This is a genomic window from Microbacterium sp. F2 (genome assembly GCF_052274505.1).
GTDB lineage: Bacteria > Actinomycetota > Actinomycetes > Actinomycetales > Microbacteriaceae > Microbacterium.
The window spans coordinates 42169-63632 of the sequence record NZ_JBNVBV010000001.1; the positions used below are offsets into that span (position 1 = coordinate 42169).

22 protein-coding genes and 1 tRNA gene are annotated in these 21464 nt (G+C 66.9%); 12 read left to right on the forward strand and 11 right to left on the reverse strand.

Annotation, left to right across the window (positions count from 1 at the left end; all coding sequences use genetic code 11):
• Window positions 1-10: 10 nt before the first annotated feature.
• The 3 genes from ACQVDU_RS00200 to ACQVDU_RS00210 all read right to left on the reverse strand — a co-directional run bounded on the left by ACQVDU_RS00200 (window position 11) and on the right by ACQVDU_RS00210 (window position 3521).
• Window positions 11-1324 (reverse strand): DUF4032 domain-containing protein, encoded by a 1314-nt coding sequence (locus ACQVDU_RS00200; RefSeq protein WP_292709125.1) that lies wholly within the window; start codon window positions 1322-1324, stop codon window positions 11-13.
• A gap of 79 nt (window positions 1325-1403) precedes the next feature.
• Window positions 1404-2507 carry an ABC transporter ATP-binding protein gene (locus ACQVDU_RS00205; protein ID WP_292709123.1) on the reverse strand — a complete coding sequence of 368 codons (1104 nt, stop codon included), beginning with the start codon at window positions 2505-2507 and terminating at the stop codon, window positions 1404-1406.
• Window positions 2508-2672: 165 nt separating this feature from the next.
• Window positions 2673-3521, reverse strand: a complete 849-nt coding sequence (locus tag ACQVDU_RS00210) for an NAD-dependent epimerase/dehydratase family protein (protein ID WP_300591240.1) — start codon at window positions 3519-3521, stop codon at window positions 2673-2675.
• A gap of 154 nt (window positions 3522-3675) precedes the next feature.
• Here ACQVDU_RS00210 and ppk2 point away from each other — a divergent pair, with 154 nt between their 5' ends.
• From ppk2 to ACQVDU_RS00230, 4 genes are all read left to right on the forward strand, one after another.
• Complete coding sequence (gene ppk2 / locus ACQVDU_RS00215; protein WP_292709120.1) at window positions 3676-4584, forward strand: polyphosphate kinase 2; 909 nt, start codon at window positions 3676-3678, stop codon at window positions 4582-4584.
• A gap of 183 nt (window positions 4585-4767) precedes the next feature.
• Window positions 4768-5718, forward strand: coding sequence for a DsbA family protein (locus ACQVDU_RS00220; protein ID WP_443475990.1), 951 nt, complete (start codon window positions 4768-4770; stop codon window positions 5716-5718).
• Between the two features lie 40 nt (window positions 5719-5758).
• A tRNA-Thr gene (locus tag ACQVDU_RS00225) sits at window positions 5759-5834 on the forward strand.
• 300 nt (window positions 5835-6134) lie between these two features.
• Window positions 6135-7091: a DMT family transporter gene (locus ACQVDU_RS00230; protein WP_443475991.1), complete on the forward strand. Its 957-nt coding sequence runs from the start codon at window positions 6135-6137 to the stop codon at window positions 7089-7091.
• A 13-nt stretch (window positions 7092-7104) separates the two neighbouring features.
• On the opposite strand, the gene msrB is transcribed toward ACQVDU_RS00230, so the two are convergent.
• Window positions 7105-7509, reverse strand: coding sequence for a peptide-methionine (R)-S-oxide reductase MsrB (gene msrB / locus ACQVDU_RS00235; RefSeq protein WP_363497675.1), 405 nt, complete (start codon window positions 7507-7509; stop codon window positions 7105-7107).
• 244 nt (window positions 7510-7753) lie between these two features.
• Between msrB and ACQVDU_RS00240 the strand changes: the two genes are divergently transcribed.
• From ACQVDU_RS00240 to groL, 5 genes are all read left to right on the forward strand, one after another.
• Window positions 7754-8764 (forward strand): DUF2332 domain-containing protein, encoded by a 1011-nt coding sequence (locus ACQVDU_RS00240; RefSeq protein WP_443475992.1) that lies wholly within the window; start codon window positions 7754-7756, stop codon window positions 8762-8764.
• A 9-nt stretch (window positions 8765-8773) separates the two neighbouring features.
• Window positions 8774-9073 carry a DUF3263 domain-containing protein gene (locus tag ACQVDU_RS00245; protein WP_300591406.1) on the forward strand — a complete coding sequence of 100 codons (300 nt, stop codon included), beginning with the start codon at window positions 8774-8776 and terminating at the stop codon, window positions 9071-9073.
• Entirely contained in the window at window positions 9073-9672 is a 600-nt protein-coding gene (locus tag ACQVDU_RS00250; RefSeq protein WP_300591405.1) for a LytR C-terminal domain-containing protein, read from the forward strand. The genes ACQVDU_RS00245 and ACQVDU_RS00250 overlap by 1 nt, the downstream gene beginning before the upstream one ends.
• A gap of 129 nt (window positions 9673-9801) precedes the next feature.
• Window positions 9802-10002, forward strand: coding sequence for a cold-shock protein (locus tag ACQVDU_RS00255; protein WP_228176859.1), 201 nt, complete (start codon window positions 9802-9804; stop codon window positions 10000-10002).
• A gap of 165 nt (window positions 10003-10167) precedes the next feature.
• Entirely contained in the window at window positions 10168-11787 is a 1620-nt protein-coding gene (groL, locus tag ACQVDU_RS00260; protein ID WP_292709105.1) for a chaperonin GroEL, read from the forward strand.
• 66 nt (window positions 11788-11853) lie between these two features.
• Here the strand turns inward: groL and ACQVDU_RS00265 are convergent, their stop codons facing one another.
• From ACQVDU_RS00265 to ACQVDU_RS00290, 6 genes are all read right to left on the reverse strand, one after another.
• Window positions 11854-12141 (reverse strand): WXG100 family type VII secretion target, encoded by a 288-nt coding sequence (locus tag ACQVDU_RS00265; RefSeq protein ID WP_300591404.1) that lies wholly within the window; start codon window positions 12139-12141, stop codon window positions 11854-11856.
• Window positions 12142-12276: 135 nt separating this feature from the next.
• Window positions 12277-14037, reverse strand: coding sequence for a sensor histidine kinase (locus ACQVDU_RS00270; protein ID WP_443475993.1), 1761 nt, complete (start codon window positions 14035-14037; stop codon window positions 12277-12279).
• A gap of 19 nt (window positions 14038-14056) precedes the next feature.
• Window positions 14057-14749 (reverse strand): response regulator transcription factor, encoded by a 693-nt coding sequence (locus ACQVDU_RS00275; protein WP_443475994.1) that lies wholly within the window; start codon window positions 14747-14749, stop codon window positions 14057-14059.
• Between the two features lie 65 nt (window positions 14750-14814).
• Window positions 14815-16470 (reverse strand): DNA repair helicase XPB, encoded by a 1656-nt coding sequence (locus tag ACQVDU_RS00280; protein WP_331791633.1) that lies wholly within the window; start codon window positions 16468-16470, stop codon window positions 14815-14817.
• Window positions 16471-16511: 41 nt separating this feature from the next.
• Window positions 16512-18245 (reverse strand): helicase-associated domain-containing protein, encoded by a 1734-nt coding sequence (locus ACQVDU_RS00285; protein ID WP_300590796.1) that lies wholly within the window; start codon window positions 18243-18245, stop codon window positions 16512-16514.
• A complete protein-coding gene (locus ACQVDU_RS00290) occupies window positions 18246-18512 on the reverse strand; it encodes a multidrug ABC transporter ATPase (RefSeq protein ID WP_292709094.1) in 267 nt (88 codons plus the stop codon).
• 107 nt (window positions 18513-18619) lie between these two features.
• Here ACQVDU_RS00290 and ACQVDU_RS00295 point away from each other — a divergent pair, with 107 nt between their 5' ends.
• From ACQVDU_RS00295 to ACQVDU_RS00305, 3 genes are read left to right on the forward strand one after another with little or no spacing between them, the layout of a single operon-like run.
• Window positions 18620-19000 carry a cold-shock protein gene (locus tag ACQVDU_RS00295; protein ID WP_228176867.1) on the forward strand — a complete coding sequence of 127 codons (381 nt, stop codon included), beginning with the start codon at window positions 18620-18622 and terminating at the stop codon, window positions 18998-19000.
• Window positions 18984-19547: a DUF3027 domain-containing protein gene (locus tag ACQVDU_RS00300; RefSeq protein ID WP_300590797.1), complete on the forward strand. Its 564-nt coding sequence runs from the start codon at window positions 18984-18986 to the stop codon at window positions 19545-19547. The genes ACQVDU_RS00295 and ACQVDU_RS00300 overlap by 17 nt, the downstream gene beginning before the upstream one ends.
• Window positions 19548-19556: 9 nt before the next feature.
• Window positions 19557-19964, forward strand: a complete 408-nt coding sequence (locus ACQVDU_RS00305) for an NUDIX hydrolase (RefSeq protein WP_443475995.1) — start codon at window positions 19557-19559, stop codon at window positions 19962-19964.
• On the opposite strand, the gene ACQVDU_RS00310 is transcribed toward ACQVDU_RS00305, so the two are convergent.
• Complete coding sequence (locus ACQVDU_RS00310; RefSeq protein WP_443475996.1) at window positions 19965-21452, reverse strand: SDR family NAD(P)-dependent oxidoreductase; 1488 nt, start codon at window positions 21450-21452, stop codon at window positions 19965-19967.
• Window positions 21453-21464: the final 12 nt, after the last annotated feature.

The window sequence follows — 21464 nt, forward strand, 5'->3', positions numbered from 1 at the left end:
CCGACGCATCTCAGACCAGGTCGCGCCAGTCGGTCGGACCGGTTGACGGGCTGGAACTGATCGGGATGGCATCCGTCACGATCGGGATGGCGAGGGTGTCGGTGGGCGGGCCCATCACCGTTGCTTCGTCGCGGCGGAATCTCAGCACATCGTCGATGTAGCTGGTGACGGCCTCGGCAACGGGGACCGACTGCCCGCGGGCCTGCGACATGTACCACCGGTGCTCGAGGAACTGGTGGTACACCTCAGCCGGTTCGAGCTTGGAGCGCAGGTCGAAGGGGATTGCCCGGATGACGGGCTCGAAGACCCGGGTGAGCCACTCGTGGGCGACCATCTCTTCGTCATCGCCCGCGCGTGAGCCGCGCGCCTGGAACTCGTCGAGGTCGTTGAGCAGTCGCCGAGCCTGGTTCTCCTCGACGTCGAGCCCGGTGAGACGGATGAGGCGACGCTGGTGGTGTCCGGCATCCACGACCTTCGGCTGGATGGACACTCGGGTACCGTCGGCTGTCGTCTGCATCGACATCTCGCCGATATCGAAGCCGAGCTCGTTGAGTCGTTCGACGCGCTCGGTGATGCGCCAGGCTTCGCGCGCTTCGAACGTCTCGATCTCGGTGAGCTCGCGCCACAGCGACCGGTAAGCGCTCATGATGCCGTCGGCGATCTCAACGGCATCCACCCCGCCCTCAAGACGCCCCCCGGCCTCCAGATCCATGATCTCGCCGGCGATGTTGGTGCGCGCCACATCAAGGTCATGCTCGCGCTGCCCTGCCGTGAGCCCGCTCTCGTGCAGCTCACCGGTCTCGGCATCAACGAGGTACGCCGCGAAGGCTCCAGCATCGCGGCGGAAGAGTGTGTTCGACAGCGACACGTCGCCCCAGAAGAATCCGACGTTGTGGAGGCGGACCAGGAGCACCGCGAGGGCGTCGACGAGGCGGGTTGCCGTTGTCGGTCGCAGGACCTGCGTGAACAGCGCCCGGTAGGGGAGGGAGAACTTCAGATGAGAGGTCACCAGGGCAGCCGGCAACGGTTCGCCGTTCTCGTCACGGCGCCCGGCGATCACGGCAACACGGTCGACGCACGGCGCATCCAGCCGGTCGAGGTTGCCGAGCATGTCATATTCACGCCGCGCCATCTCCTCGGTGGTCTCCTTGATGGCCACCACGCGGCCCGACAGACTCGCAAACCGCACGGTGTGTCGTGAGATGCCCTTCGGGAGCGACACGATCGTCTCGGACGGCCACTCCACGAGCGGCACCGACCACGGCAGGGTCAGAAGGCCAGGGTCGACGGTGCTCGCGGTGATCGAGAGCTGCGTGGACGACATCCGTTTCTCCGCATCCGGGGCTTACGTGCGTGACGGCGCGGACGTCTGAGACATCCGCGCCGTCACGAGGTAGTGGTGATCAGGCCGAGGCGACGGCCTTCTCGGACAAGCGCTCGCCCGACTCGATGTCGAACAGGTGAACGTGGTCGAGAATCGGCGCCAACACGACGGTCTCGCCCGCGTTCGGGTGGTTACGGCCGTCGACGCGAGCGACGATGTCCGTCCGCTTGCCGTCGATCTCCGAGTGGCCATACAGGTAGCCGTCGGCGCCGAGCTCTTCCACGAGGTCCACGACCACCGAGAGGCCCTTGCCATCGGCAGGGGACACGTCGATGTCCTCGGGGCGGACGCCGATCGTCAGCTCCTTACCGGTGGCCTTGGCGAGCACATCGCGCTCGACAGGGACCAGGTGTGTGCCGAAGTTGACACCGCCCTCGACGACGTCGACCGGGAAGAGGTTCATGGCGGGGGAGCCGATGAAGCCGGCGACGAACACGTTCTTCGGGGCCTCGTACAGGTCACGCGGGCTGCCGACCTGCTGCAGGATGCCGTCCTTGAGGACCGCGATCCGGTCACCCATCGTGAGGGCCTCGGTCTGGTCGTGGGTCACGTAGACGGTCGTGACGCCGAGGCGTCGCTGCAGCGACGCGATCTGCGTACGGGTCTGCACACGCAGCTTCGCGTCGAGGTTCGACAGCGGCTCGTCCATGAGGAATACCTGCGGCTGACGCACGATGGCGCGGCCCATGGCGACACGCTGACGCTGACCACCCGAGAGGGCCTTGGGCTTACGGTCGAGGTACTGCTCGAGGTCGAGGAGCTTGGCTGCCTCGAGAACGCGCGAGGCGCGCTCATCCTTGTTGACGCCGGCGATCTTCAGGGCGAAGCCCATGTTCTCGGCGACCGTCATGTGGGGGTACAGCGCGTAGTTCTGGAACACCATCGCGATGTCGCGGTCCTTCGGCGGAACGTCGGTGACGTCGCGCTCGCCGATGCGGATGTGGCCCGAGTTGACCTCTTCGAGGCCGGCGAGCATGCGCAGCGAGGTGGACTTACCGCAACCCGAGGGGCCGACCAGAACGAGGAACTCGCCGTCGCCCACTTCGAGGTTGAGCTTGTCGACTGCCGGGCGGGTTCCGCCAGGGTAGAGGCGGGTTGCGTTGTCAAAGGTGACTGACGCCATTTCTTCTTCTCCTTCACCGGCAGGTACGTGCCGGACGATCCGTTGTGAGGATGAGCGGGGGCTTGGCCCGCACGCCCGTCATCGGGCGCATCGCTCAGTATGCCACTCCCACCTGGGAGCGGCCACTGAGCGGGCCCCGCCGTCAGTGACCGTCGCGCCAGGGGCTCAGTGGCCGTCGCGCCAGGAGTGCTGTGGCGCGTAGCCCAGCATCCGTCTGGCCTTCTCGATCGACAGCAGTGTCTCGTTCGGGCCGACCTCGCGGGCGACCGGCACATCGGGGAAGACCTCGGCCAGAAGCTCAGCGTTCGGACGCGACATCACGGTGTCGGCCGCGGCGATGATGTACTGCTCGAACCCGACGGGTGCGACCGTGAGTGCACGCGCGATGGCCTGCGACCCGTCGCGCGCATCGATGTAGCCCCACAGATTCCATTTGCGGGCCCGTGCGTCTTCGTCGAAGCCGGGGAAGGCGGCGTAATCCTCCGGAACCATAACGTTCGAGAACCGCAGCGCCGTGATCGACAGATCCGGATGCCACCGCACGAGCTCCCGGGCCATCCGCTCTTCGAGGGTCTTCACGAGCGAATACACGCTCTCGGGGCGCGGCTCGTACTCCTCGTCGACCGGAACGTACGGCGGCGGCACGTCGAAGGGCAGGCCCAGAACGGTCTCGCTGGAGGCGTAGACGAGGCGTCGGATGCCGAGCCTGACGCTGGCCCAGAAGACGTTGAACGTCGCCGCCATGTTGTTGTGGAAGACCGCGACCTCCGAACGGATGCCGGGTGCCGGGATAGCGGCGAGGTGAACGACGGCATCCAGCCCCCGCTCGTCGCGATCGCCGAGGCCCGCGAGGGCGTCGATCACCTGCCCGTAATCGGTGAGGTCGACCTGCAGGAAGCCCGGCTGGGGGCGGCCCGAGATGTCGAAGCCGATCACCTCGTGCCCCGCCGCGCTCAGTTCTCGAACAACGACACTTCCGAGCTTTCCGGTCGAGCCGGTCACCACGATTCTCATGACCCCAGCCTTACACGGCCGATCGCGGGGGCGGCGGGTGCGATCGTCACCTGATGTTCACCCCGACGTGGCGCCACGGCTCGTGCTTCGCCCTCTCGTGGGTGAGAATGCGAACACGGCGCGGACGATGCGAACCGCGCCGTCGGAGGCTGCCATGTTCGAGAACGTCCCCGCCGGCGATATGCGGGCCTACATCGAGTACCTGCGCGAGAACGGCTACACCGTGCGCGACGGGCACACCCCAGACCCCGACCTGATCGACCCCCAGGGCAATCCCGTCTACACGTGGCAGGAGGGGTATCCGTACGCCGACCGCATGACCCGCGACGAGTACGAGCTCGAGAAGTATCGCCTGCAGGTCGAGCTGCTGAAGTTCCAGTACTGGCTCGACGACACCGGTGGCCGGGCCATCATCCTGTTCGAGGGGCGGGATGCCGCCGGGAAGGGCGGCACGATCAAACGGTTCACCGAGCACCTCAACCCCCGATCTGCGCGGGTCGTGGCGCTGGCCAAGCCCAGCGATCGCGAGCAGGGACAGTGGTACTACCAGCGCTACATCCAGCACTTCCCGACATCCGGCGAGATCGTCATGTTCGACAGGTCTTGGTACAACCGAGCCGGTGTCGAGCGGGTCATGGGGTTCTGCTCGGATGCCGAGTACGAGACGTTCATGGAGCAGACTCCCTCGTTCGAACGGATGCTGGTGGAATCCGGCATCCATCTGACGAAGTTCTGGTTCTCGGTCTCGCGCACCGAGCAGCGCACGCGGTTCGCGCTGCGTCAACTCGACCCGGTGCGCCGCTGGAAGTTATCGCCCATGGACATCGCCTCGCTGGACAAGTGGACCGAGTACACGGTCGCGAAGGAGGAGATGTTCCGCCGTACTGACAAGAAGTACGCGCCCTGGACGATCATCCGCTCCAACGACAAGAAGCGCGCTCGGGTCAACGCGATGAAGTTCTTCCTCGGGCAGTTCGACTACGACGACAAGGATCTCGAGGTCGTGGGAACGCCCGACCCGTTGCTGGTGATGCGCGGTAAACAGGAAGATGCCGACGAGTAGTCGCTGCCTCCGAACCGCGCAGCTTCCCGGGAAGATCACACCGGAACGGGCGTCATGTCTGGGCTTTTCCCAGGCTCTCTGGCTAGCATCGTGGGCGGTGGTCGTCACCTGAGCGGCACCCCCCGGCCGTCAGCACGGCCCCCTGTCGGGTACGGCCCGACCCCTGTTGTGTGAAGAGGTTTCATGTCGAGCGATCAGACGCCCAGCGGCGAGCAGCCTACGGCGCCCGAGGCTCGCGACCGTCGCGAGGCGGTCCGCGAGAAAGCGCAGCTGGTTCACGCGAAGCAGACGCGAGCGCGCCGCATCCGTGCCGGGATCATCGGCGTGGGAATCGTCGCTGTCGTCGCTGTCATCGCCGTCTCAGTTACCTGGGCGGTGACATCGACCACATCGACGAGCGCGCTCAGCCCCGCCGCCGCCAAGGCCGACGGATTCGCCGTGACCGACGTCGGTGGCCTGGTCATCGCGCAGGAGGGCGTCAATGACAGCACCTCCACTGAGGCCGGCGCGACAACCACTGCGACGCCCGAGCCGACCGCAGTCGCCACCGAGGCTCCCGAGATCGAGATCCGGGTTTACGTCGACTACCTCTCGACCGGCTCAGCCGAGTTCCAGCTTGCCAACGCGGCGCAGCTGTCGACGTGGGTCAACGAGGGCGCGGTCAGCCTGACCTACTACCCGGTGGCGATGCTCACAGCGAAGTCCAACGGCACGAAGTACTCACTGCGCGCCGCGGCGGCGTCCGCGTGCGTTGCCACCCACGCCCCCGAAGCGTTCTTCAAGTTCAACAATGCGTTGCTCGAGCAGCAGCCGGATGTCGACGCGGACGGATACTCCGACACCGAACTTGCCGACATTGCGCAGGCATCCGGTGTTTCAAGCCCCAAGGTCGTGCGGGCGTGCATCGAAAACGGCGACTTCCTTTCGTGGGCCAAGAAGGCAACGGAACGAGCGGTCGAGGCGATCCCCGACACCGACGGCGTGCAGCTCACCGGCACACCGCTCGTGCTCGTCAACGGATCCGTCTACGTGGGTGCGCTCGACAACCCGAAAGAGTTTGCCCAGTTCGTGCTGACGATCGATTCCGACGCGTACTACCAGACCCCGTCGCCGACACCGACGCCCACCCCCTGAGACGGGGAGCACCTCGGCGCCCCGATAGACTGGGCGCTCTGCCGACGTGGCGCAATTGGTAGCGCACCCGACTTGTAATCGGGCGGTTACGGGTTCAAGTCCCGTCGTCGGCTCCAAACTTTTCTCCGTCTAGCGGGCGCCGTATTCGGATGCCGACCGGACGTTGTCATCGGGCGGTTACGGGTTCACGTCCCGTCGTCGGCTCCAAACTTTTCTCCGTCTAGCGGGCGCCGTATTCGGATGCCGACCGGACGTTGTCATCGGGCGGTTACGGGTTCACGTCCCGTCGTCGGCTCCAAACTTTTCTCCGTCTAGCGGGCGCCGTATTCGGATGCCGACCGGACGTTGTCATCGGGCGGTTACGGGTTCACGTCCCGTCGTCGGCTCCACGTCACCATGTCCGGCAGAATGAACCGGTGACGTCCGGCAGAGCAGCGACGGCCCTCGGGCTCCTCGGTACTGCCCTCGTCGGTGCGCTCACGGCGCTCCAGGTTCGGGCGAACGGGCAACTCGGTCACCGCATTGACGACAGCACTCTCGCAGCGGCGTTCTCGTTCGGTTCCGGCCTCGTGCTCATCGCCGTCATCGCCGCACTCACGCCCGCGGGCCGCCGCGGGCTCGGCGCGCTGCGTGATGGCATCCGCGGTGGCGGCATCCGATGGTGGATGCTGGCAGGCGGCCTTGCGGGAGCCTTCACAGTGTCCAGCCAGAGCATCACCGCGGGCATCATCGGTGTGTCCCTGTTCACCGTCGGATTCGTGGCAGGTCAGATCGTCTTCGGCGTCGTGATCGACCGCATCGGTTACGGTCCGTCCGGCGTGGTGCCGGTCACGATTCGGCGCGTCGTCGGCGGCGCCGTCGCCCTTCTCGCCGTGGGGATATCGGTGACCGGCGGAAACCTCACCGGCGTTCCCTGGTGGATGCTGCTCTTGCCGTTCCTCGCCGGGGGCGGCGTTGCCTGGCAGCAGGCCACGAACGGTCGGCTTCGCGGCGCGACCGGCTCAGCGATAGCTGCGACGGCGGTCAACTTCGTCGGCGGAACGATCGCACTCGTGCTGATCGCTGCCGTTCACGTTGCGGTCGTCGGGTTGCCTGAGCGGTGGCCGAGCGATCCGTGGCCCTACACGGGCGGAGCGCTGGGAGTCGGCTACATCCTGCTATCTGCTGCTCTTGTGCGCCGGACGGGCGTCCTGTTGCTCGTGCTCGGCTCGGTGGTCGGGCAGCTCGCGACGGCTCTTGTTCTGGATGCGATCTGGCCGGCGCCGGCGAGCCCCGGCCTGGAGCACGAGGTGCTGGTGGCTCTCATCGCGGTTACGTCAGTTGCCATCGTGGTCGTGCCGTGGCCTCACGCACGGCCGGGGGCGCGAGCGTGAGGCCGGCGGGCCGTCAGGACTCTTCGGGTGTGAAGCTCAGCGCAATCGAGTTCATGCAGTAGCGGTCGCCCGTGGGCGTGCCGAACCCGTCGGGGAAGACGTGCCCGAGGTGGGAGCCGCACTGCGCACACCGCACCTCGGTGCGCACCATGCCGTGGGTGCGGTCTTCGATGAGTTCGACAGCTTCGGGGCGAACCGACTCGTAGAAGCTCGGCCACCCGCAGTGCGAGTCGAACTTCGTGCCGCTCTTGAACAGCTCGTTTCCGCAGGCGGCGCAGGCGTACAGGCCGGCGCGACTCTCGTCGAGCAGCTCACCGGTCCAGGGACGCTCGGTTGCTGCTTCGCGCAACACCGCGTACTGATCGGCGCTGAGCTCTGCGCGCCACTCGGACTCGGACTTCTCGGTGCGATAGGACATTGTTCCTCCTTACCCAAGTCAACACGAAGTGGCGACGGACTGTTCCGCTCGACGTCGCAGATTGGCCGTGAATCCGGCGCGCCAGCCTCGGTCGCAACGGCGCAGCATCCGTGCGACACCCCGGCTCGTGGCATCCGCTGCCGGCGTGTCGTGCGTGTCGTTCGCCGTTGCGACGAGGGATAGGACGAGGGAGGTGACCCGGGATGCGGCACCGACCGGATGCGGCCTGTTCCAGAATGGGGGCATGGTGTCATCCCCGGATGCCGAGGCCGGCCGCGTCGCTGAGCGATACCGCCGTTTCGCGGCCGAGGAAGCGCCGGGCCGCTCTGATCTGTATGAGGAATGGGCCTCAGGCGTGGCGGCCGATACTGACACGCAGCTGCTGCTCGCGCGTATCCCCGCCGATCGGCGACAGCCTCCGCTCGTGTTCGCGGTGACCAGGATGCTGGGAGCGGCGGAGGGCGGCTACGCGGCGTGGGCGCAGTGGCTGGCGGCCAACATCGACGAGGTCGCGGCCGAGTGCGTCGCGCGCGGGCTGCAGACCAACGAACCGCTGCGATGCGCGGCTCTCCTGCCCGCGCTGAGCCTCATCGACGGCCCGATCGCACTCCTCGAGGTCGGTGCGAGCGCAGGCCTGTGTCTCTACCCCGATCGCTACTCGTACCGGTACGAGAACGGACAGGACCTCGACCCGGCCGGTGGCCCATCGCCCGTTGTGCTTCGTAGCGGCGCCCGGGGCCTGCCACGTCTGCGTCTGCCGGAGGTCGTGTGGCGTGCCGGTATCGACCTGGCGCCACTGGACGCGGCATCCGACATCGACCGACGGTTTCTGACCTCGCTCGTCTGGCCGGGGGAGCAGGGGCGACGCGAGCGGATCGTCGCGGCGCTCGACGTCGTGCGTGGGGAACCCCCGACGCTCATGTCAGGAGACGCCACCGCCGACGGCATCCTCGCGGAGCTTGCAGCCGAAGCACCCGGCGACGCCGCGCTGGTCGTGACCACGCCCGGGGTGCTGCCCCACATCGCCCGGGCCGGACGCATGCAGCTCTGCAACCACATAGACGCAGTTCGCTCCGCCCGCCCCGGCACGCACTGGCTCTCGATCGATCCGCCCGGGCTTCACGACCGCTGGGGTGCGGATGCCGCGAGTTGGCCCGGCTTCGTCTTGGGTATGGACGAGCGCGCGCTCGCCGTCGTCGACCCACTCGGCGCGTGGGTGGAGTGGCGCGCACCGGATGTCGGCGCTCGCCGATAACCTCTCACCGTGCCCCTGAACGAGCGTGAGCGCGCGATCCTCGACTTCGAGTCGTCGTGTCGGCTTCGCGGCTGGGCAAAAGAAGAGCAGATCCGCCAGACGTTAGGTATGTCGCCGGCCCGCTACTACCAGTTGCTGGTGCGGATGCTGGATTCGGTCGATGCGCAGGCATACGACCCGCTGCTCATGGGACGACTGCGCAGGCTCCGGGAGAGCGCCCGGGGAAGCAAGCGCTCCGGTCCAGCGAGCGGGGACTCTGCCGGGCGGACACGCACGGTTTCGGTAGGCGGCATCGGTACGATCGTCTGATGCCGACCTCCGAGTTCCCGCGCGATCGATTCGACGACCTACCCGAGGACGTCGGTCGGGTCGGTGCGCACCGCGCGGAGCAGCCACACATGCGCGGCGGAGTCGTCTTCTTCTGGGCGGCGCTGGCCACCGTCATCCTGATCGCTGTCGGTATCTTCGCAATGTTCGTGGTTTCGGGGCGCATCGTGCTGTTTCCTGAACCCGCTCCCGAACCCACCCCGACGGTCACGGTGGACCCCGTCGTCGACACGTCCTATTCGATCCTGATTCTCAACGCGACGCCCGAGACCGGGCTTGCCACGCAGCTGAAAGACCAGCTCATCGCAGCCGGGTGGGTCCCCGAGACCGTTCTGGCCGGGCAGGCCGGAACCGACGACTTCCCCGAGACGACGGTCTACTACGCGACGGACGCCGACTACGCGGCCGCCTTGGGGCTCGCGAACGTCATCGGCGGGGCCGCGGTTGCGCAAAGCACCATTTATCAGCCGACCGACGACCCCGCGACCGAGGCCGACGAAGGCGCCACGAAGCAACTCACGATCGTCATCGGCCTCGACCGATCCGCGGCCGGTGTCCCCACTCCCGAGCCGACGAACTGACCGGCGCGGCCCGCGTGTTTCCGGGCCGTAACAAGGTGAAGACGCGCGTGTCAATACTTCGCTCGGCGATCGTTTCGGGTCGATTCCGGTGCATACGATGACGGTGTCCTACCAGCATCAGGAGTACCCATGGCCCAAGGCACCGTGAAGTGGTTCAACGCCGAGAAGGGATACGGCTTCATCACCGTCGATGACGGTCAAGACGTGTTCGTCCATTACTCGAACATCGACATGACCGGTTTCCGTGTTCTCGAAGAGGGACAGAAGGTCGAATTCACCGTCGGGACGGGCCAGAAGGGCCCGCAGGCGGAGTCGGTCCGCGTGGTCTAGAGACCGCGTCGACTGAGTTTCCGAAGAGACGGATGCCGCGGCATCCGTCTCTTCGTCGTCTTCGTCGCGCGCGGCTTGCACTCCCCATGGGCGAGTGCCAGAATGGGTTAGCACTCCAGATCGGTGAGTGCTAAGACCTAGCCCCGTCCGGGAGGGACGACACACATGGCAAAGATGATCGCTTTCGACGAGGAGGCCCGTCGCGGCCTCGAGCGCGGCCTGAACACCCTCGCCGACGCCGTCAAGGTGACGCTCGGCCCCCGCGGCCGCAACGTCGTGCTCGAGAAGAAGTGGGGAGCCCCCACCATCACGAACGACGGCGTTTCGATCGCCAAGGAGATCGAGCTCGACGACCCGTACGAGAAGATCGGCGCGGAACTCGTCAAGGAAGTCGCCAAGAAGACCGACGACGTCGCCGGTGACGGCACCACGACCGCAACCGTGCTCGCTCAGGCGCTCGTGCGCGAGGGCCTGCGCAACGTCGCGGCCGGCGCCGACCCGATTTCGCTCAAGAAGGGCATCGAGAAGGCCGTCAAGGCCGTCACCGATGAGCTGCTCGCTGGTGCGAAGGAAGTCGAGTCCAAGGAGCAGATCGCCGCTACCGCGTCGATCTCTGCAGCTGACCCCGAGATCGGCGCCCTGATCGCCGAGGCCATCGACAAGGTGGGCAAGGAAGGCGTTGTCACGGTCGAGGAGTCGAACACGTTCGGCACCGAGCTCGAGCTGACCGAGGGTATGCGCTTCGACAAGGGCTACCTGAACCCCTACTTCGTGACCGACCCCGAGCGTCAGGAAGCGGTCTTCGAGGACCCCTACATCCTGATCGCCAACCAGAAGATCTCGAGCATCAAGGACCTGCTGCCGATCGTCGACAAGGTGATCCAGGACGGCAAGGAACTCCTGATCATCGCTGAGGATGTCGAGGGTGAGGCTCTCGCTACCCTCGTGCTCAACAAGATCCGTGGCATCTTCAAGTCGGCTGCCGTCAAGGCTCCCGGCTTCGGCGACCGCCGCAAGGCTCAGCTGCAGGACATCGCGATCCTCACGGGTGGCCAGGTCATCACCGAAGAGGTGGGCCTCAAGCTCGAGAACGCGACGCTGGACCTCCTCGGCCGCGCCCGCAAGGTCATCATCACGAAGGACGAGACCACGATCGTCGAGGGTGCCGGCGACGCCGCGCTCATCGAGGGTCGCGTGACCCAGATCCGTCGTGAGATCGACAACACCGACAGCGACTACGACCGCGAGAAGCTGCAGGAGCGCCTGGCGAAGCTGGCCGGTGGCGTTGCCGTCATCAAGGCCGGAGCTGCTACCGAGGTCGAGCTCAAGGAGCGCAAGCACCGCATCGAGGACGCCGTTCGCAACGCGAAGGCAGCCGTCGAGGAGGGCATCGTCCCCGGTGGTGGCGTCGCTCTCATCCAGGCCGGCAAGAAGGCGTTCGAGACTCTCGAGCTCACCGGTGACGAGGCAACGGGCGCGAACATCGTGCGCGTTGCCATCGAGGCGCCGCTGAAGCAGATCGCCCTCAACGCAGGCATGGAGCCCGGTGTTGTGGCCAACAAGGTCTCCGAGCTCGAGCCCGGATTCGGCCTCAACGCTGCGACCGGTGAGTACGGTGACCTGTTCGCACAGGGCATCATCGACCCGGCCAAGGTGACCCGCTCGGCTCTGCAGAACGCCGCGTCGATTGCCGCGCTGTTCCTCACGACCGAGGCCGTCGTCGCCGACAAGCCCGAGAAGGCTCCGGCCATGCCCGCCGACCCGTCGGGCGGCATGGACTTCTGAGTCCTGCTGCATTTCACGCCGAAGGCCCCTCCCATGCGGAGGGGCCTTCGGTCGTTTCTCGTGCGATCAGCGGAACAGGCCGAGGGTCATCTGTTCGGCATCCGCGTACTGGTGTCCTGCGGTCTCAAGGGCGACCCCGATCGTGGCCAGGGCTTCTTCGACCTGTGCGTTGGCTGCGCGCCACTGGTCGATGACGCCGGCGAAGGCAAGGGATGCCGCGCCGGTCCACTGTGATTGCAGGCCGGTGAGCTGGGCGAGCATGGTATGCGTCTCGGCGCGAACGCGGTCTGCGGTGGCCCGCACACCTGCCGTTGCGGCGAAAACCGCGTCGCTGTCGACGGAATAGACGGCCACAAGAACCTCCCGGTGTCGTGAGTGTGGGTGACACGCTACGGTCGCGGCTCGGACTGAATCGCCGGGGAACACGCGTACTCGTACATGCCACCGATGTACGTGTCCTGGGGAGGAGCCCTTCGAGGTGGGCGGGGCTTAGGCCGGGGGGTCGCTCCGCAGGTCAGACGGCAGGCGGTCAAGCGGCTGCGTTTCGAGGAAGGCGTGATCGGCCGGGTCGAGGTGTCTGGCGAGCGGGAATCCGACACGGAAGGTCGCGCCGCCACCGGGGGTGTCCATCACCCGTACCGAGCCATGCAGCGATTCCACGATCGAGGCGACGATCGACAACCCGAGCCCGGACCCGCCGGTCTCTCGCGTGCGTGACGTATCGGCGCGCCAGAATCGTTGGAAGATCTTGTCCTTGATCTGATCCGGCACTCCCTCACCGTGGTCCACGATCTCGATCCAGCCCGACTGCGCCGCGGCATCCACTCCGATGCGAAGCTCGATGGGGGAGTCCTCAGCGGTGAACCGGCGAGCGTTCCCGATGAGGTTCGTGATCACCTGACGGATGCGGTTCTCTTCGCCGAGCACGATCGGGGGAAGCGCAACCGGTGCCGACGACGATGGCCCGAGGTCCAGGGGTCCGATGACGATCTGCTCGGTGGTCGGCGCCGTGCCGCGCGCGTCCCTCGGGCGGCGACGCAGCAGGATGGAGCCCGCGCGGCTGAAGGCGGACCGTGGCCGCTTGGGTGTCTCGAGGGTGTCGGTTTCGGTCTGCGGCGGACGCGGCTCGGTCGGTTCAACGATGGTCGTATCGATCACAGCCACAGGTCTTTGGGGAGAGGCTGCGCGAACATCGAGCGCGGCATCCCGGGCGAGCGGTCGCAGGTCGACCGGGGCGAACTCGATGTCTCGGCGCTCATCGAGCCGGGCGAGGGCGAGGAGGTCTTCCACGAGCAGGCCCATGCGCATGGCCTCTTTCTCGATCCGCTCCATCGACTGGGCGACGTCGTGGTCAGTGCGGATGGCTCCCATTCGGTACAGCTCGGCGTAGCCACGAACCGTGACCAGCGGCGTGCGCAACTCGTGCGACGCGTCGCCGACGAACCGGCGCATCTGGCGCACCGTGGCATCTCGCTGCGCCAGCGCGGCGTCGATACGGCCAAGCATGGCGTTGATCGCGGTCTTGAGCCTGCCGACCTCGGTGGCCGGGGCAATGTCGGTCATGCGCTGGCCGAAATCGCCCGCCGCGATCTCCATCGCCGTGTTCTCGACCTGCGTGAGGCTCCGGAACGCGAGGGTGACCAGCAGTCGGATGGCGATGGCGCCGAGCACGATCGTGATGACAGAGAGGATGCTGTAGATGCCGAGATAGGTGGCGAGGGTCTGGGTCACCGTTGTCAGCGGAACCGCGATCATCTGCGTGTAGAAGACCGTGGTGCCCTTGACCTCGATGAGAGCGGATGCCGCGCGGAATTCCGTGCCCGGGATCGTTCCGGGGATCGTGAACGGTTCCTGCTGCTGGGCTACCGAGGTCTCGGTCGGCAGGTATTCGCTGGGAAAGTCGGGCTCATTGATCTGTCGTCCGCCGCCGGCGCTCGCAATGAAGTTCCCATCCTGGTTGTAGATGGCGACGAAGTAATCGGTCGGAACCGACTCGGCCTTCGGAACGAAGGCGGGATCAGCGAGAAGGTCGATGTCGAATAGTGCGCTCACGCCCGCGCCCGCGAGCTGCGACACCTGCGTGTCGACGCTCGCCAGAAGTTGGCTGCGCAGGAACACCGTCGTGCCGATGCCGGTCGCGATGAGCCCGAGAGCCAGGATCGACACGGCAACGCCTGTCACCTTGGCGCGCAGGCTGAGGCTGCGCCACCACCCGGTGACGGCGTCGGTCTTGTCTGACGTTGTGCTCACGCCGACTCCGACGGATGCCTCACGCCGACTTGCCAGCCTTCAGCATGTAGCCGAATCCACGTTTGGTCTGGATGAGCGGCTCGGATGAGTAAGGGTCGATCTTGCGCCGTAGGTAGGAGATGTAGCTCTCGACGATGCCGGCGTCGCCGTTGAAGTCGTACTCCCAGACGTGGTCGAGGATCTGCGACTTCGACAGCACCCGGTTCGGGTTGAGCATCAGGTAGCGCAGCAGCTTGAACTCGGTCGGGCTGAGGTCGATCGAGACATCGCCGACCGAGACGTCGTGCGTGTCCTGATCCATCGTCAGCTCGCCGGCGCGAATGATCGACTCTTCGTCGGTCTGCATCGTGCGACGCAGGATAGCCTGAATGCGCGCGACGATCTCGTCAAGGCTGAACGGCTTGGTGACGTAGTCGTCTCCGCCGGCGTTCAGACCCGTGATCTTGTCTTCTGTTTCGTCCTTGGCTGTCAGGAACAGGATCGGGGCGGTGTACCCAGCGCCGCGCAGGCGCTTGGTGACGCTGAAGCCGTTCATGTCGGGGAGCATGACGTCGAGCAGGATGAGATCGGGTTCCTCTTCGAGGACTGCCGAGATCGTCGAGGCGCCGTTGGCGACTGCCTTGACCTGATAGCCGGCGAACTTCAGGCTCGTCATCAGCAGGTCTCGGATGTTCGGCTCGTCGTCGACGACGAGGATGCGGGGTGCGCTCATGCCCCCATTATCGTGATTCCGCTGGTGTGGATGCTGGATATCGCGCGGATCGGCGGTTTCCCTTGTCACGCAGCGAGCTTGTCGGCATCCAGGATCGTGTAGCTGTAGCCCTGCTCGGCGAGGAACCGCTGCCGGTTCTGAGCGAAGTCCTGGTCGACCGTGTCGCGGGCGATGAGGGTGTAGAAGCTGGCAGTGTTGCCCGACTGCTTGGGGCGCAGAAGCCGGCCGAGGCGCTGCGCCTCCTCCTGCCGGGACCCGAACGACCCCGACACCTGAATGGCGACGGATGCCTCGGGCAGGTCCACCGAGAAGTTCGCGACCTTCGACACCACCAGCACGGGGATCTTTCCCTCGCGGAAGCCGCGGTAGAGCTCCTCGCGCTCATCGACCGGGGTGGCGCCCGTGATCTGTGGGGCATCCAGCGCCCGCGCGATCTCGTCGATCTGGTCGAGGTACTGTCCGATCACGAGGGTCTGTTCGCCGGCGTGCCGGGCTACGAGATCCTTCACCACGCCGATCTTCGCGGGGGCGGTGGCTGCGAGCCGGTAGCGTTCGTCATCCGCCGCCGCCGCGTACTCGAGCCGCTCGCCGGCCGGCAGGTCGACGCGCACTTCGTAGCAGGCGGCGGGGGAGATGAAGCCCTGCGACTCGATCTCCTTCCACGGGGCGTCGAACCGCTTGGGGCCGATGAGGCTGAACACATCGCCCTCGCGGCCGTCTTCGCGCACGAGCGTCGCCGTGAGCCCCAGTCTTCGACGAGCCTGCAGGTCGGCGGTCAGCTTGAACACGGGGGCGGGCAGCAGATGCACCTCGTCGTAGACGATGAGACCCCAGTCCAGGGCATCGAGCAGCGCCAGATGCGCGTACTGTCCCTTCCGCTTGGCCGTGAGGATCTGGTAGGTCGCGATCGTGACGGGCTTGACCTCTTTGGCCTGCCCCGAGTACTCGCCGATCTCTTCGGGAGTGAGGCTCGTGCGCTTGAGCAGCTCGTCGCGCCACTGCCGTGCGCTGACCGTGTTGGTGACCAGGATCAGCGTCGTCGTCTTCGTGTCGGCCATCGCCCCGGCTCCCACGAGCGTCTTTCCGGCCCCACAGGGGAGCACGACCACTCCCGAGCCGCCGTCGGTGAACGCGTCGACGGCCTGCCGTTGGTACGGGCGCAGGTGCCAGTCCTGCTCGGCGAGGTCGATCGGATGCGGCGTGCCGGGTGTGTACCCCGCGAAGTCTTCGGCGGGCCAGCCGATCTTCAGCAGCTCCTGCTTGATCTGCCCGCGCGCCCAGGCATCGATGACGTACGTGTCGGGGGAGGGATGCCCAACCAGCAGTGGCTGGATGCGCTTGTTCTTCGTGACCTCGGCCAGCACCGCGGCATCCGTCGACCGGAGCACAAGCGCGGGCTCGTCGGATCCCGCGACCGTGTCACGCTCGATCACAAGGCGTCCGTAGCGCCCGACGGTCTCGCGGATGTCGATCGCGACTGACGGTGGCACCGGGAAGCGTGTCCACCGGTCCAGGGTTCCCAGCATGTCTTCGGCGGTGTGTCCGGCCGCCCGCGCGTTCCACAGGCCGAGCCGTGTGATGCGGTACGTGTGGATGTGCTCCGGAGCGCGCTCGAGTTCGGCGAAGATCGCGAGTTCGTGGCGTGCGGATTCGGCATCCGGATGTGCCACTTCCAGCAGCACTGTCCGGTCGCTTTGAACGATGAGGGGGCCGTCAGCCATAGCGGTCCAGTCTACCCGCGGGGTCGCGGTGCGGACTGCTGTCAGGCCGGGGAGACGCTCACTATGGTCGAGATCGGGAGGGTGCGCTCGACATCCGCGCCCCGGTCTCTGCCGCGGAGCCGGCCACCGCCGAGCCCCGTTGCCTCCAGCGTGAAGGTGCGGGTCTCGGCGGCGCTGATCTGTGCCGTGACCACGATGATCGACTTCGTGCGCACCGCCTGCTCGAGTTCGCGCTCCAGCCAGGCCGCGTCGCCGTCGCCGCCCGAGGCGCGCAGCGACCCGATCAGGCGCGCGTAGACATCGCCCGCCGGTTCTGCTGACGCAGTCTGCGCAGCCGTTCGGCGCCGGAGTGACTCGGGCGCTCCGTGATCGTCGAGCGCGACAACGGGGTAGCGGGCATCGGCCAGCGCCCAGAACAGGTGATCACGACCGACCCGGCTCACGAGCACATCCCCGTGCCGCACCAGCCCGACGGGGCGCAGGGCCTGGTCGATGACGACGAGATCGAGGAGGTGCGGGTCGCTACTTTCTACGATCGTGTTGGGGCTCCCGGCATCCGAGCGGACCGTGACCGATCCGTGTCGGGCTGCTGTCGTTTCGATGACGTAGTCCAGCGGCTGGGGAATCCCCGTAAGCGACAGCTCGCGCAGAAAGGCGCGGATGGACTGGGCGCTCTCTCCGTCGGTGAGGCCCGCCCCGATCGACTCAGCCGTGAAGCGGTATGTCGAGGCCTGCGCGCGGGACTCGCGCCGCGCGATCCTGCGGAGGCGCAGGTCATGCCGCGGGGCAAGAGGGCCGGGAGCGACAGCTGTCAGATCCGCTTGCAGGTAGATCCGGTCGATTTCGGCCGGAAGGGCATCGCGTAAAGCATCAGTGTCGAGAGCTGTGCCCTCGACGAGGCCACGCGACCACGGTGGAACCGCCCCGTCTGGCGTGAGAATGCCCCACCGCTGCGCCGTCTGCCGCAGCGCTGCCGCCCGCGCCGGCCATTCAGGGCTCAGTGGGTACATGCCCGCCCAGCCCGCAGGGTCGAGGACTCCACCCTGCGGGGTGCGAAGGCCTGCTGGGAGACTGCGGCGATAGCCATCGGCGATTGCAGTCCACCGGGCGACGGTGCCGCCATCCAGCCACTGTTCGCCCGTGGCGGTGACCACGAGCTCTCGCCCGATCGGCGTGAGCAGCCCTGCTGCCAGACCTGCGGCGATCAGATCGTCGAGGTCCTCGGGCGCGCCGATCGCTCCCGACTCGGTGAGGCGCTTGCGGTCTGCGGCGCTGACTGCGCCTGCGCCAGTGAGGGTCAGCGGAACATGCAGGGCGGCCAACAGTACGTCGGCCAGCGACGCGGATGCCGTGAAGATCCGCTCTGCGGCGCTCGCCGTCTCGGCTGCCGAAGCGGGGGCGGTCCCGGGCGACCCGCTCGCGGTCGCGGCAACGTCGGCGGGCGGATCCGCGAGACCGGAGGTGCTCGAGAGCGCAGCGATTCGCTCCTGTACCGGGGCATACACCTCGCCGCCAGGGCGTGCCAGTCCCCAGGTCACGATGGTCTCGGTGGCGACATCCCCGGCGCCGGCGGCAATGAGCGCGGCCAGTTGGCGACGATCGAGCCGTGCCAGCGCCCGGTCTATCGACGCCGAGTCGAGCAGCGCCTCGGCGGCATCGAAGAAGTCGCGCCAGGATGCCGCGGGCGAGATGCCACGCCGAGTGAACAGATCAGCGAGGGCGTTGTCATCGAGCGATGCCAGCCAGGTGGCGAGGGTTCGCTCGTCGCCCGCCATCTACTCGCTCCGGTTCGCCCGCGCCCTTCGCACGAACGTCATGATCAGCACCGTCAGCAGCATCGCGAACGCGAGGATCGGGGCGACGTAGACGATGATCCCGACAGCGGGCCACAGGCCAGTGCTGAAATCGGCGTGCGATGCGGAGCCGATGAGAATCGCGAAGAACGACAGAACCGAGAGCGCGAGCAGTCCGAGAGACATCGACGCGAGCACGCGATCGATTGTGCGAACCGGAAGGTCGCTGCCAGGGCTGCGCGTGCTCATCTGCCCCAGACTACTCCGTCGCGGTGCTCTAGGCTTAACCGGGGATCGATCGGTCCCTGCGTCACTCCTGCCGCCCAACTGCGGCGCCGTTCAGAACGAGGTTTCCCATGCCCACCGGCAAGGTCAGGTTCTACGACGAAGAGAAGGGCTTCGGCTTCATCTCCTCCGACGAAGGACAGGATGTCTTCCTTCATGCCACCGCGCTGCCCGCTGGGGCGACGGTGAAGGCCGGCACGCGCCTCGAGTTCGGTATCGCCGACGGAAAGCGCGGTCCGCAGGCGCTGTCGGTGCGGGTGCTTGAGGCGCCCGCCAGCCTCGCCAAGCGTTCCCGCAAGCCCGCCGACGACATGGCGATCATCATCGAGGATCTCGTGAAGCTGCTCGATGGTGTCGGCGGGGACCTGCGACGCGGTCGCTATCCGAGCAGCGCACACGGTGCGAAGGTCGCCGCCGTGCTGCGCAAGGTGGCCGATGAGCTCGACGCCTGATCCGGCGCTGCTTGCCGCACACGACCTCGCCCTGGCGGCGTTGCATGAGATCACTCCGGCGGCGACGGTCGGCCCCGCGGCCGGGTATACGGTTGAGGCCGATGGCGTCGTCTCCCTCCGCTTCGAGACGACGCTGCCGGGCTACCCGGGGTGGTTCTGGACGGTGAGTGTCGCGCGGGTCGACGACGAAGAGCCGACAGTTCTCGAGGCTGAGCTGTTGCCCGGCGACGAGGCGCTGCTCGCACCGGAATGGGTGCCGTGGGCGGTGCGTCTGGCTGATTACCAGGCCGCTCAGGCGGCGCTGGCTGCCGAAACGGCATCCGGTGACGAGGATCACGACTCCGACGAGGTTGACCAGGGCGAGGACGCCGACGACGAGGACGACGACCTCGATGATGTCGATGATCTTGATGCCGACGACTTCGACGAGGACGGGTCGCGGCTCCTGCACAGCGGCGACGTCGACGGTGTCGACATCGACGAGCTCGACGACGACTCGAACGACGATCTCGACAGCGGCGACCTCGACAGCGGTGACGAGGACTAACCTGCGGGGATGACTTCGGATGCCATTGCCCCGCGCCGCATCCATGTCTCGGCAGCGGTGATCACTGACGCCGAGGGGCGGCTGCTGCTCGTGCGCAAGGCCGGGACCACGGCGTTCATGCAGCCCGGCGGTAAGCCAGAGCCGAACGAGACCCCCGCCGAGACGCTCGTGCGCGAGCTCGCCGAAGAGGTCGGCCTCCGGGTCGACTCCGACGCCCTGGAGGCGCTTGGCAGCTTCGCGGCGAGTGCAGCCAACGAACCGGGCTTCGAGGTGGTGGCCGACGTTTTCCGCGTCGACATCGGCAACCAACGGCCCGAACCGGCTGCCGAGATCGCCGAGCTGCGCTGGGTCACCGCCGGCACGGCATCCGGGATCGAGATTGCCCCACTCGCCCGCGAGTACTTTCTGCCCGCCTGACTACCAGGAGCCCTTGCGGTAGTCCTTCAGGAAGACGCCGAACAGGTCTTCACCGGCCTCGCCGCGCACGATCGGGTCGTACACGCGCGCCGCCCCGTCAACGAGGTCGAGGGGAGCGTGGAAACCCTCCTCGGCAAGGCGCACCTTGGTGAAGTGCGGCCGCTCGTCAGTGATCCAGCCGGTGTCGACCGCGGTCATCAGGATGCCGTCGGTCTCGAACATCTCGCGCGCGCTGGTCCGGGTGAGCATGTTCAGTGCGGCCTTGGCCATGTTGGTGTGCGGGTGGCCGGGGCCCTTGTAGCCGCGGCCGAACACGCCCTCCATCGCCGAGACGTTGACGATGTACTTCCGTCTCGCGCTCGATGCAGCCATCGCCGAGCGTAGGCGGCTCACGAGCAGGAACGGCGCGGTCATGTTGGCCAGCTGCACCTCGAGCATCTCGAGGGGCTCGACCTGGTCGACGTGCTGGGTCCAACTGTTGATGCGGTCCTCGTCGGGGATGAGTCCGCCTGCGTCGATCGCGGTGCCGGTTTTCAGGCGTTCGATCGACGCGGAGCCGGCCGCCAGCGCCTCCGCGGTGAGTTCATCGGCCGTGCGCGCGGCTGGAGCGAGGATCGGATGTGCGGATACCGACTGCGCGAGTGCGAGGGGATGGGCGTCGTTGGTGTGCCCGAAGGTGACGAGCTCAGGCAGAGGTCCATCGGGAAGCGGGGCAAGCTCGGCCTCCACCAGGGGTCTGTAGGCCCCCGGTGAGCGACGCACGGTCTGGGCTGCGTTGTTGATGAGGATCTCGAGCGGACCATCGGATGCCACCGAGTCAGCAAGGCCGATCACCTGGGCGGGGTCGCGCAGGTCGATGCCGACGATCTTGAGGCGGTGGATCCAGTCGGCGCTGTCGGGCAGCGACGAGAAGCGGCGCACGGCGTCGCGCGGGAAGCGCGTGGTGATCGTGGTGTGGGCGCCATCGCGCAGCAACCGCAGCGCGATGTACATCCCGATCTTGGCGCGGCCGCCGGTGAGCAGTGCGCGTTTGCCGGTGAGGTCGGTGCGTGCAGCGCGCTTCTCATGGCTCATCGACGCGCAGTCTGGGCACAGCTGATGATAGAAGGCGTCGACGAGCGTGTAGTCCTGCTTGCAGATGTAGCAGGCGCGTGCCTTGATCAGCTCGCCGGCGAACGGCATCGAGGTGCGGGCCGCGAGCGGGATGCCGCGCGTCTCGTCGTCGATACGGTCGGGGGCGCCTGTCGCGGTGGCAGCGACGACCGCGCGGTCGGCCTCGGCGATGCGCTTGCGCTTCTCTTTGCGCGATTGCCGCTTGACGTCCTTGTAGAGCTTGCTGGTCTGGTGGCGTAGGGCGATGTAGGCCGGGTCTTCGGGGTTAAGCGAGGAAGCGGCGTTGATGACGCGCAGTGCGATCTCGAGTTCGACCGGATCGATGGATGCCGGCTGCTCGGCATCGCGGCCAGGGTTCAGCAGGGTTTCGGGCACGAGGCAGTGTAT